The 12,132-nt window shown below is 60.5% G+C and carries 10 protein-coding genes; 7 read left to right on the top strand and 3 right to left on the bottom strand.

From position 1 onward, the window contains the following. Nucleotides 1-104 precede the first annotated feature (104 nt). From ABQM86_RS11275 to ABQM86_RS11245, 7 genes are all read left to right on the top strand, one after another. Nucleotides 105-1,127, top strand: coding sequence for a LacI family DNA-binding transcriptional regulator (locus ABQM86_RS11275; protein ID WP_369744436.1), 1,023 nt, complete (start codon nt 105-107; stop codon nt 1,125-1,127). A 141-nt stretch (nt 1,128-1,268) separates the two neighbouring features. Next, nucleotides 1,269-2,264, top strand: coding sequence for a substrate-binding domain-containing protein (locus ABQM86_RS11270; RefSeq protein ID WP_207597561.1), 996 nt, complete (start codon nt 1,269-1,271; stop codon nt 2,262-2,264). 54 nt (nt 2,265-2,318) lie between these two features. Next, complete coding sequence (locus tag ABQM86_RS11265) at nt 2,319-3,365, top strand: ABC transporter permease (protein ID WP_354513376.1); 1,047 nt, start codon at nt 2,319-2,321, stop codon at nt 3,363-3,365. A 12-nt stretch (nt 3,366-3,377) separates the two neighbouring features. Continuing rightward, complete coding sequence (locus tag ABQM86_RS11260; protein WP_089595159.1) at nt 3,378-4,304, top strand: ATP-binding cassette domain-containing protein; 927 nt, start codon at nt 3,378-3,380, stop codon at nt 4,302-4,304. Between the two features lie 103 nt (nt 4,305-4,407). Next, nucleotides 4,408-5,406 (top strand): Gfo/Idh/MocA family oxidoreductase, encoded by a 999-nt coding sequence (locus ABQM86_RS11255; protein ID WP_369744435.1) that lies wholly within the window; start codon nt 4,408-4,410, stop codon nt 5,404-5,406. After that, complete coding sequence (locus tag ABQM86_RS11250) at nt 5,403-6,491, top strand: Gfo/Idh/MocA family protein (protein ID WP_369744434.1); 1,089 nt, start codon at nt 5,403-5,405, stop codon at nt 6,489-6,491. Before ABQM86_RS11255 ends, ABQM86_RS11250 begins: the two co-directional genes overlap by 4 nt. Then, the gene (locus tag ABQM86_RS11245; RefSeq protein WP_369744433.1) at nt 6,488-7,522 is read left to right on the top strand and encodes a Gfo/Idh/MocA family oxidoreductase; all 1,035 of its coding nucleotides are present in this window, start codon (nt 6,488-6,490) and stop codon (nt 7,520-7,522) included. The genes ABQM86_RS11250 and ABQM86_RS11245 overlap by 4 nt, the downstream gene beginning before the upstream one ends. 77 nt (nt 7,523-7,599) lie before the next feature. On the opposite strand, the gene iolB is transcribed toward ABQM86_RS11245, so the two are convergent. The 3 genes from iolB to ABQM86_RS11230 form a co-directional block, all read right to left on the bottom strand. Next, complete coding sequence (gene iolB, locus ABQM86_RS11240; RefSeq protein WP_207593602.1) at nt 7,600-8,493, bottom strand: 5-deoxy-glucuronate isomerase; 894 nt, start codon at nt 8,491-8,493, stop codon at nt 7,600-7,602. Between the two features lie 20 nt (nt 8,494-8,513). After that, entirely contained in the window at nt 8,514-9,254 is a 741-nt protein-coding gene (locus ABQM86_RS11235) for a GntR family transcriptional regulator (protein WP_207593601.1), read from the bottom strand. Between the two features lie 389 nt (nt 9,255-9,643). After that, entirely contained in the window at nt 9,644-12,037 is a 2,394-nt protein-coding gene (locus ABQM86_RS11230) for an ATP-binding cassette domain-containing protein (protein ID WP_369744432.1), read from the bottom strand. Nucleotides 12,038-12,132 lie beyond the last annotated feature (95 nt).

Below are 12,132 nucleotides of genomic sequence, written 5' to 3'. Positions count from 1 at the left end.
TTTGTAGCGCTACAATTTTGTATGCTGACTTTGAGCGTAACTATGTCTATATGTCCTGTCAATCATTGCCTGTGCCGTGACCAGGCCCGTGGGGGATATGCCTCATGACTCCACGCATACCCCAGGCTCGACGACCAACCATTTACGATGTCGCAAAGTCGGCCGGCGTCTCGCCGTCGCTCGTTTCGCTGGTCCTGCAGAACCCTGATCGGGTCAGTGACAAGCGCCGCGAGGCGGTCCGGAATGCCATTGCGGAGCTGGGATACCGTCCCAGTCGGGCGGCGACCACGCTCGCGAGCAACCGGACTAAAAGTATCGGGCTCGTCATCGACGACTACCGCAACCTATGGTTTGTTGACCTGCTGCGCGGGATGGAATCCGTCCTGACGGAACCGGGCTTCCAGGTCATGCTCGCTGACTCGCGTCCGGGTGAAAACCGCATCAAGGAGGCCGCGGATGGCTTGCTGGCGATGCACGTTGATGGGTTGGTCATTGCGGCGGAACCTGGGGGCACTGCGCTGGGCGGCGCCGAGGTTCCCACCGTCGTGGCTGGGTGGCGTCATGGCGTGCCGGAGGCGGTAAGCCTGATAACCAACGATGACGATGGTGGCGGCGCCATGGCCGCGGACCACCTGATGCGCCTTGGGCATCGCAGCATCGGACACCTTTCGGGAACTGGTGGCGCCGCTGCCCACAGAAGGGATGGTTTTCAGTGGCGTACCCGCCAGGCCGGCATGGATCCGGTGATTGTGGGGGAGGAGGGAGGTACCTCGGAAGAGGACGGCTACGCCTCCGCTTGCTGGCTTTTGGACCATCATCCCGGCATTACAGCGATTTTCGCTGCCAATGACACCATGGCGCTGGGCGCCCTCGGCGCCATAAAGTCCCGCGGCCTGACGGTGCCGGAGGATATTTCGTTGGTCGGTTATGACAATTCGTCCTTGGCGAAGTCGCGCTTTTTGGAGCTGACGTCCGTGGACAACCGCAGCGACATGGTGGGCATGGCGGTGGCGCGGGCGCTGCTGGATCGAATCCAAGGCAACCCGGCGGGTTCCCACAGGAAGTTGATCGAGCCAGCTTTGGTTATCCGGGGAACAACCGCTGTCCCCGCGGCGGGCAGGCAATAAAACCAGCGGCGGCTACGTCCAAACATACTAATGTCAGGACAAACTATTGACATTCGTGAGCCAAATCACCATGATCAAACGTAGACGGTGCTCCGGAGGCTGCAAGGTGGCGGCCCGGGCCTGGGATCAAAGGAGATTATGGTGACTGGTTTTTCGTGGCGCAAAGCAGCACTGGTTGCGGCAGTTGTGCCGATGGTGGCTCTGAGTGCTTGTTCGAGTACCGGCGGGAGGGCTCCCGAGGCTGGCTCCGCCGGTGGGGGAGGCCAGGTGGCCACTACGGAGCGGATGAAGATTGCGTTGATTGCCCACGCACCCGCGGGTGACACCTTCTGGGACACCGTACGGAAAGGTGCTGAGGAAGCCGCGGCGAAGGACAATGTGGAGCTCCTGTACACCTCCGATCCGGAGGCCGGCCGGCAGGCGCAGCTCATTGAGCAGGCTGTGGATCAGAAGGTTGACGGCATCGCCGTAACGCTTGCCACCCCGGATGCATTAAAAGATGCCTTGAAGAAGGCAGCGGACGCCGGCATTCCGATCGTCAGCTTCAATGCGGGGGAGGCGGCCTCCGCGCAGCTTGGAGCGTTTACGCACTTTGGTTCAAATGAAAAGCTCGCCGGTGAGGCAGTGGGTTCGCGCCTGGCAGAGGGCGGATACAAGCACCCGGTATGCGTCATCCAGGCGCAAGGGCACGTAGGACTGGAAGCCCGGTGCGCAGGTGTTAAGGCAAAAGTCCCTGGGACGGAGATCCTCTACGTCAATGGAGCTGACATGACATCGGTGGAGTCAACGGCCACTGCAAAACTGCAGGCCTCCAAGGATGCCGACGTCATCATCGGCCTCGGTGCGCCCATCACCCTGACACTGTTGAAATCAGTCAGCACGGCCGGGAGTTCGGCAAAGGTCGCGAGCTTCGATCTCAATAAGGAACTCGCCCAAAAGGTTGCCGATGGCAGCGTCCTGTTCACTGTGGACCAGCAGCCGTGGCTCCAGGGTTACGGGGCCGTGGATGCGCTGTGGCAGAACAAGCGTGGCGGTTTCAAAGTCGGCGGCGGGCAGTCAGTGCTCACGGGACCTGCCATCGTTGATCAGTCCAACGCTGCCGACGTCCTGAAGTTCGCTGAACAGGGTATCCGCTAACAGCCAGCTGGCCGGGCCGGCCCAACGGCCGGCCCGGCAACAAGGAGAATTATCATGACCATCACTCAAAAGCTCACTCCTCCCGCCCTTGATGAGCGGGTCGCCCGCCGCAGCCCACTGCAGAAGATGCTCGGCCGGCCAGAGGTGGGTGCCCTCGTCGGTGCCATCGTACTTTTTATCTTCTTTGCTTTGGTCTCCCCGACGTTCACCCAACCCAACGCCCTCGCCACCGTGCTGTACGGAAGCTCAACCATCGGAATCATGGCCGTTGGTGTCTCACTTCTGATGATCGGTGGAGAGTTCGACCTTTCCACAGGCGTCGCTGTGATCTCGTCGGCCCTGACTGCCTCGATGTTCAGCTGGTACTTCAGCACCAATGTCTGGGTCGGTGTGATCCTGGCCTTGGTGGTGTCACTGGCCATAGGTTTCATCAACGGGTGGATCCTCATGAAGACCAAGCTCCCCAGCTTCATCGTCACCCTCGCAACGTTCCTGATGCTGACCGGCTTGAACCTGGGTTTGACCCGGTTGATCGGTGGCTCTGTCTCCTCACCGTCCATCTCGAACATGGACGGCTTCGACACCGCACGCGGGGTCTTCGCTTCGTCGGTGAACATCGCGGGCATCGACGTCAAGATCACAGTGTTCATCTGGATCGCCCTCGTAGCGGTCGCCACCTGGGTTCTCATGCGGACCCGGGTAGGGAACTGGATCTTCGCAGTCGGAGGCGACGCGAATGCCGCCCGGGCTGTCGGCGTTCCGGTCAAGGCCACCAAGATTGGGCTGTTCATGGGCGTTGGCTTCTGCGGGTGGATCCTGGGCATGCACAACCTCTTCGCTTTCGACACGGTGCAGTCCGGCGAAGGCGTGGGCAATGAGTTTCTCTACATCATCGCCGCAGTCATCGGTGGGTGCCTTCTGACGGGTGGCTACGGTTCAGCGGTCGGCGGTGCCATCGGCGCGTTTATCTTCGGCATGGCCAACAAGGGAATTGTGTACGCACAGTGGAACCCGGACTGGTTCAAGTTCTTCCTGGGCCTGATGCTGTTGCTCGCCACCATCGTCAACCTCATCGTCAAGCGCCGCGCGGAACTCAAGTAAGGGGCCAAGGAAATGAATGCAAAAGCAATCGACCAGGAAACACTGCTTAAGAACGAAAGCGACCCCCTGACCCATACACCTGTCCACCTTCTCTCCCTTGAGGGAGTGGGCAAACACTACGGCAACATCATCGCGCTGAGTGACGTCACCATGGCCGTGGACAACGGCCGAGTGACCTGTGTGCTGGGCGATAACGGCGCGGGCAAGTCAACGCTGATCAAAATCATCGCGGGCCTCCACCAGCACGATGAAGGCCTGCTCAACATCATGGGGGAGGAGCGAAAGTTCGGTTCACCCCGTGATGCCTTGGATGCGGGTATCGCAACTGTTTACCAAGACCTTGCAGTGGTTCCGTTGATGCCGATCTGGCGGAACTTCTTCCTCGGCTCGGAGCTAACCAAGGGCTTCGGACCGTTCAAGAGCATGGATGTTGAACAGATGAAGGCCATCACGCTCAAGGAACTGGCCGAGATGGGCATTGACTTGCGCGATGTGGAGCAGCCCATTGGGCAGCTTTCCGGCGGCGAACGCCAGTGTGTCGCGATTGCCCGTGCCGTGTACTTTGGCGCCAAAGTCCTCATTCTGGACGAACCCACGGCGGCGTTGGGCGTCAAACAGTCAGGTGTGGTTCTGCGCTACATCCTCCAGGCCCGCGACCGCGGCTTGGGCGTTATCTTCATCACCCATAACCCGCACCACGCCTTCCCCGTGGGTGATCGGTTCCTGCTGCTCAAACGCGGCAAATCGATTGGCTACTACGACAAGAAGGACATCACCCTGGACGAGCTGACAGCCCAGATGGCCGGCGGTGCAGAGCTTGCCGAACTCGCCCACGAGCTGGAGCAGTTGGGGGGCCATGGCGATGTGGTCGAAGCGGTCAAGGCCGAGGTTGCCGACGTCGACGACACTGTGAACGCGGGCGGTCCGAAACACGCCTGACGCGAGCAGGAGGCGGGGTGTTCCGGAGCTTGTTCCGGAGCACCCCGCGTCGCTGTGCACTCCATCCAGGCGGGACTCACGTCATACATCAGAAGGGAACACCATGCCGATCCGTGTAGGCGTCATTGGCGCCGGAATCATGGGCGCGGACCACATCAGGAACCTCTCCACCACCGTCGGCGGAGCCGAAGTCACTTTTGTGGCAGATCTCGACGCCGAACGCGCCGCCGCGGCGGCGCCGGCTTCAGCGCGCGTCACTACTGACCCGTCAGAACTGATCAATTCCAGTGTGGTGGACGCCGTGGTAGTCGCCTCGCACGATTCCACCCACGCCGGTTTGGTCTTGGAGTGCTTCGATGCGATGACTCCGGTGCTGTGCGAGAAGCCGCTGGCACCGACGCTTTTGGAAAGCCTGGAAGTGGTGGCTGCTGACGCCGACATGGTTGCCGCAACGGGAACCTCGCTTCTTTCCCTTGGTTTTATGAGGCGTTTTGACCCTGGCTACGTGGCACTCCGGAAAACCGTGCAGGAGAGGTCGCAAGGGGAGCCCTTGATGGTTCATTGCATCAGTCGCAATGCTTCCGCAGCACCCGGAACCACTTCGGAATCCGCCATTACCAATTCAGCGATTCACGAGCTGGATATCATTCCCTGGCTCTTGGACTCGCCCATTGCAGAAGTGTCGTGGCAGGCAGGAAAGTGCACCCGAAATGCAGGAGACGGGCTTCAGGATCCGTCGTTCATGACACTTCGTACCGCAGATGGAACACTCACTACTTTGGAGTTGTACCTCAATGCCCGGTACGGCTACACCACACGCTGTGAGGTGGTCTCCGAGCTGGGAACTACGGCATTGGGGGATACTTCCCTGCTCGGTATGGAACAGGACGGAACAAAGCAGCAGGCCATTCCGCCTGACTGGCGTCCCCGGTTCGCCGATGCGTACCGGATCCAGTTGCAGGCCTGGATCTCCGCACTTGCCACCGGAGGGAAGCCTCCGCTGGCCGGCGCGCAGGAAGGACTCAACGCAGCACTCGTTGCGCAGGCAATGATCCAGTCACTGCACCACGACGGTGCCTCTACGAAAGTCAGCTATTCATGAGGCCTGCTTTGCTGCCACAGTCCCGTGTCCCGGAATCCCGGGATGCTCCGGCCTTTCGCTGGGGCATCATGGGACCGGGGTGGATCGCCGAACGGTTCACGGAATCTGTCCAGGCGCATACCGGGCAGGTGATAACCGCCGTCGGATCCCGTTCGCTAAGCCGGTCAAAAGCCTTTGCGGAGGCATTCAACATACCAGCCGCCTATGGCAGCTATGAGGAACTTGCCGCAGCTCCGGACGTGGACATTATCTACGTCTGTACGCCCCACACCGTGCATCACGCGTCAGCGGTATTGGCGATCGACGCCGGCAAGCATGTACTGATCGAAAAGCCCCTGGGGCTCAATGCCCGCGAAGCGAAGGACATTGCTGCGCGGGCAGGGGCCGCGGGAGTGTTTGCCGCCGAAGCCATGTGGACCTTCTTCCTGCCGAAGTTCGATGTGATCAGGCAACTCCTGGAGGCCGGAACGCTGGGTACCATCACCACTGTTGTTGCCGAGTATGGTGAGCACTTCGATCCCGCGCACCGCATTTTTAATCCCGAACTGGCCGGAGGCCCACTTCTTGACCTCGGGACGTACCCGCTTGCACTGGTCACGGAGGTTTTGGGCAGTCCGCTCCGGCTTCACGCATTGGGGCAGCCCCACATGACAGGGGTCAATGCCCAATTATCAGCCATCATGTCGTTCGACGGCGGCGCGCAGGCAACCGTGAACACCCACCTGCACAATTTCACACCCACGGCAGCCACGATTGTGGGAACCCTGGCGACTCTGGTGATTGAAGGCCCCTTTAATATGCCGGGCGCGTTCGAAGTCAGATTTCCCGAGGGGCACCGGCTTCGTTACAACGAAGCACGAGGCGGACATTTCGAAGGCCTGCACTACGAGGCTGCAGCCGTGGCCCGCACCATTGCCGAGGGTGGCCTGCAGGCGGGCCAACGAATGCTCGCAGATTCCATTCGCACACTTGAAGTTGCTGACGGGATCCGCCGCCAGGTGGGAATCGTGTTCCCTGGCGAAGGCGACATGACGGCTCAGCCCACCCGATCCTTTAGCAGTACTTTCCCGGAAGGAACATCATGAAAGACATCATTCTCGGCTTGGTCGGCGTGGGACGCATCGGCGTCATGCACGCGAACAACATCACTGCCTTGAACGCGGACCTCAGTAACAAAGGTGTCAACGTGCGGCTTCGCCTCACTGACGTTGCATCTGACCACGCGAGGACGGTCGCGGCGGACCTCGGCGCTGAATTTGTGCCGACTGTCCCGGAACTCGTCGCGTCCGGACTGGACGGCCTGGTCATAGCCACTGGAACAGGGACACACGCCGAGCTCATTCGGGCGGGCGTGGACGCCGGCATTCCGGTCTTCTGCGAGAAGCCGGTGGCAATGAACGTGGCTGATGCGCTTCCGGTGCTGGACTACGTCAGGGACAAAAACGGCGTGGTGCAGATCGGCCATCAACGCCGGTTCGACGCGGGCTACCTCGAAGCTCAACGCGCCTACCAGGCCGGAGAACTGGGGTGGATCCATTCGTTGCGTGCCGTTACCTGCGATATGACCCCGCCGCCAGTGGAGTTCCTGGCGACATCCGGCGGTCTGTTCCGCGACTGCTCGGTTCACGATTTCGACATCCTCCGCTGGCTGACAGGGCGGGAAATCGTTGAGGTGTATGCCAAGGGTTCCAACAACGGTGATCCCGCCATTGGTGCTGTGGGCGATGTGGACACGGCACTTGCCGTGGTTACCTTCGACGACGGCACCATGGGAACAGTCTCGGCAAGCCGCTACAACGGGGCGGGCCACGACGTCCGCCTGGAGATCCAGGGTTCCAACAAATCAGTCATGGTGGGCTTGGACGCGAAGACTGCCATGGTTTCGGCTGAACCGGGTGTCAACTTCCCGGCGGGGAATCCGCACCAGACCTTTGCCGAGCGCTTCGAGGCGGCATACCGCACCGAAGTGGCGGCATTCGTTGAGTTGATTCTGGGGGAGCGGGAGAACCCGTGCACGCCTGAAGATGCCGTAGCAGCATCCCGGGTGGCAGACGCGGCCCAGGAATCGTTGGTCACCGGATCGCCGGTAAAGGTGGCCTTGACAGTCACGTTCTGACGAACGAAAAGCCTCCTCCAGGATCCAAAGGATTCTGGAGGAGGCTTTCTCTTTGCAGCGAAAGGCCATCGGCCGGATCAAACCCCGAACGGAAGCCGTGGGTCGATGTCCTGGCCGTCCCAGCTCTGCCGGACCCAGCCATGGTGGGGGTCGTCGCTGATGAGCCATTCCCGGACCGGTCCGGGACCAGCCATCACGTTGAGGTAATACATGTCATAGCCAGGTGCCGCCATGGCGGGGCCATGCCAGCCGTAGGGAACCAGGACTACGTCACCCGTGCGGACCTCTGCCGAAACATCAATGGGGCGCTCATCAGAGGCATATACCCGCTGGTAGCCAATGGCATCCGCGTCGGAAGGAGCGCCGGAGCCGGCGGCAACCTGGGTCTCGAAATAGTAGATTTCCTCGAGGTGCGTTTCTCCGTCCTTCTCCTCATCATGCTTATGCGGGGGATAGGAGGACCAGTTGCCGGCAGGGGTGATGACCTCGCAGACAATAAAACGGTCTGCTTCCAGGGCAGCCGGTGTCCCGAAATTGTGGACTTGCCGTGAGCAATTGCCGGCTCCACGCAATTCAACCGGCGTCTCAGCAGCTGTTACCAGTCGCGTTGGGTGGGAGGCTTGTGCCGGGGCAGTGGCGACAGCGACGCGACCGCCGTCGGACGAACTGATGGTGACTGCTTTGCCTATGCCTGAATACAAGACGTCAGTGGGACCGTTGAATACGGATGATCGTCCCCCAAGGGGGTGTTCGACGCCGTCCACTGTGACAGTGAATGATCCGTTGAGGGGAACCACAATCCGTTCCTCACTCACCGCTGGAAGTTCGACGGCGGCGCCCGCGGCGAGCGTCGCGACCTTCAGTCCCGTATGGGCCCAGCCGTCCACCACCGTTGCGGAGTCGGAGGTTCCGAGTGAAATATCCCAGTCGCCGTCTGCGGCGGTGCCCAGGGGGTAGACCCAATTGGTCATGGCAGGGGAGTCCTTTGCGTTTAGCGCTGTACGAGGGTCATTTCAAAGCTGTAGGAATCGGCGCGGTACACGTGATGGCCGGTTTCGACCCGTCGCCCGGTGTCGTCTACCGCGGTACGTTCCATGGTGACCAAAGCAGAGTTGACGTCGGTTTCAAGAAGGGGTGCCTGGTAGTCATTGGCGATCATTGCGCCGATCCGCTGCGTGGCCAAGCGGAAGTTCACACCACCCCTGCGCAGAATCGCATAGAGGCCCTCGGCCGCAAGCATGGCTTCGTCCATAGTGGCGATGTCGTCGCGAACCCAGTTCTCCATCAACGCCAATGGCTTACCGCCCACTTTGCGTAGGCGGGTGAAGTGGTAAACCTTGGAACCGGCCGGGAGTTGCAGAGTTGCCAGAGTTGGCGCGTCAGCCTCCATGTGGGAGAAACTCAGTACTTCCGTGGTGGGTTTCTTGCCGTTGTTGGTGAGGTCGTCAAACAGGCTTGAGAGCTCCAGCGGCCGACGAACCTGACTGGAGACCACCTGGGTTCCGACGCCGCGTTTGCGGACCAGAAGGCCGGAACGGACCAGTTCATCCATGGCTTTACGCATGGTGGGCCGGGACAGGTTGAGCTGTGCTGCGAGGTCAATCTCGTTATCCAGCCGACTTCCGGGCTCCAGGAGGCCGCTGTGGATCGCGGCTTCGATGCCTTGGACAACCTGATGGTAAAGGGGCACGGGGGAGGATCGGTCGATGTTCAGGCCAAGTTGATTCGCCACTGAATGTTCCCCGCGTTCCCGGCTCAACTCCGCTCCGCCACTACGTACGACGCGCCGAGTATGTCACCCTTTGTTCTTTTGATAGGACATGCTTTCGTTTTTTCGATACTAGCAGGAGTGCAGCAAGGGTCAAGTGCAGCGAAGACGGTTGGTTTCCCTGACTCGGCGCCGCAGAATGTCCTGACGTCAGCCCAATGCTGGCCGCACGAGTGCGAAGTTCGGCGTGAACGGGGAGGACCTCATTCACCTTACTTTACATAATGTAGATTATCGGCGTTCTAGAAAGGTATCAGGAAGGGGTGAGGGTCCTGCCTGAGATCTACCGCGGAAAAGCCCGCAACGGCACTGCTGGCCGGCGTAAATCTATCGGCCAGCAGTGCTTGGAGCCGTCAGGCACCTACGTAAGCCGCCAAGTGCTTGCCCGTCAGCGTTGATTTCCCGGCCACAAGCTCAGCCGGCGTTCCGGCGAAAACTATCGTTCCGCCGTCGTGTCCTGCGCCAGGTCCCAGGTCGATAATCCAGTCGGCGTGCGCCATCACTGCTTGGTGGTGCTCGATCACAATCACGGATTTGCCCGACTCCACCAGGCGGTCCAGCATTCCCAGCAAATTTTGGACATCGGCCAGGTGCAGGCCGGTGGTCGGCTCGTCCAGGATGTAGATGTCCCCCTTTTCGGACATCTGCGTGGCGAGCTTCAGGCGCTGGCGCTCACCGCCGGACAACGTGGTCAGCGGCTGGCCCAGGGTCAGATAGCCGAGGCCAACATCTGCCAAGCGGTCCAGAATTTTGTGCGCGGCCGGCGTTTTGGCTTCTCCTTCTTTGAAGAAGACTTCCGCCTCATCCACAGACATTGCAAGCACTTCTGCAATATTGCGGTCCCCCAGCGTGTATTCCAGAACTGATGCCTGAAAGCGCTTTCCATCGCATTCTTCACAAGTGGATTCCACGGTCGCCATGACTCCGAGATCAGTGTAAATGACACCGGCGCCATTACATGTAGGGCAGGCGCCTTCCGAGTTGGAGCTGAACAGGGCCGGCTTCACACCGTTTGCCTTCGCGAAGGCTTTACGGACGGGTTCCAGGAGTCCGGTGTAGGTCGCGGGGTTGCTCCTGCGCGAGCCGCGGATGGCGCCTTGGTCGATCACCAGCACGCCCTCACGCGTGGCCACCGAGCCATGGATCAGTGAGCTTTTGCCTGAGCCTGCCACGCCGGTCAGAACGCAGAGAACGCCCAAGGGGATGTCGACGTCGACGTTTTTGAGGTTGTTGGTTGAGGCTCCCCGGATCTCCAGCTGGCCGGTGGCGGAACGTACTGAATCCTTGATCGAAGCACGGTCGTCCAGGTGGCGCCCAGTGATGGTGTCGCTCCCCCGCAAACCCTCCAGATCTCCCTCGTAGCAGACAGAGCCCCCGCCGCTTCCTGCGCCGGGGCCAAGGTCAACCACGTGGTCTGCGATTGCGATCGTTTCGGGCTTGTGTTCCACCACGAGCACCGTGTTGCCCTTGTCCCGCAACTGCAGCAACAGTTGGTTCATTCGCTCGATGTCGTGCGGGTGGAGTCCGATGGTGGGTTCATCAAAAACGTACGTCACATCGGTGAGGGAGGATCCCAGGTGTCGGATCATCTTGGTACGCTGCGCCTCTCCCCCGGACAACGTGCCGGCAGGCCGGTCGAGCGACAGATAGCCAAGGCCGATCTCCGCGAAAGAATCCAAAAGGTGCTGGAGTCCTTTCAGGAGGGGCGCCACTGAGGGCTCATGGAGTTCGCGGATCCAGCCGGCGAGGTCGCTGATCTGCATGGTGCAGACATCGGCGATACTCTTGCCGTTAATCTTCGAAGACCGTGCTTCGGGGCTTAACCTGGTGCCCTCGCACTCCGGGCATGTGGTGAACGTGATGGCCCGCTCAACGAATGCGCGGATGTGGGGCTGCAAGGCGTCCACGTCCTTGCTGAGCATCGACTTCTGGATCTTGGGGATGACGCCTTCGTAGGTGAGGTTGATTCCCTCCACCTTGATTTTGGTGGGCTCACGGTACAGGAGATCGTGGAGTTCCTTCTTGGTGAACTTGGCTATGGGCTTGTCCATATTGAAGAACCCGGAACCGCTGAAGATCCGCCCATACCAACCATCCATGGTGTACCCGGGAATGGTGAGCGCGCCTTCGCTGAGCGACTTGGTGTCGTCGTAGAGTGCCGTGAGATCGAAGTCATTGACGGATCCCATGCCTTCGCAGCGTGAACACATGCCGCCCAAGCGGTTGAACGTGGCTTTCTCTGTCTTCGTTTTTCCCTCGCCGCGCTCTACTGTGATGGCTCCACTGGCCTTCACTGTGGGGACGTTGAAGGAGTAGGCGTTGGGTGAACCAATGTGGGGTTGGCCGAGACGGCTGAAGAGGATCCGGAGCATGGCGTTGGCGTCCGTGGCGGTGCCAACTGTTGAACGGGGGTTGGAGCCCATGCGCTCCTGGTCAACGATGATGGCCGTCGTCAGGCCTTCCAACACGTCCACGTCGGGGCGGGCCAGCGAGGGCATGAACCCTTGGACAAAAGCGCTGTACGTTTCGTTGATCATGCGCTGCGACTCTGCAGCGATCGTGGCGAAAACCAGGGAGCTCTTTCCTGAGCCGGAGACGCCCGTGAACACCGTCAGCCGGCGCTTCGGAATCTCGATGCTGACGTCCTTCAGGTTGTTCTCGCGCGCACCCTGGACCCTGATGAGATCGTGGGTGTCTGCGACATGCGGCTCGGGAAACTCTGTGTCAGTGCTCGCGGCAATAGTCATCATTTCTCCATCTGTGGGGCGACGCTGCCCAACAGTCCCCCGTCGGCGTCGCCTGGCTTTCCGTGACCAGCCTCGGTCAGTAAGTTCGATTCTGC

The sequence above is a fragment of the Paenarthrobacter sp. AMU7 genome (assembly GCF_041200195.1).
GTDB lineage: Bacteria > Actinomycetota > Actinomycetes > Actinomycetales > Micrococcaceae > Arthrobacter.
Note: the sequence above shows the minus strand (reverse complement) of the source record. Positions and strands in the feature narration are given on the sequence as shown.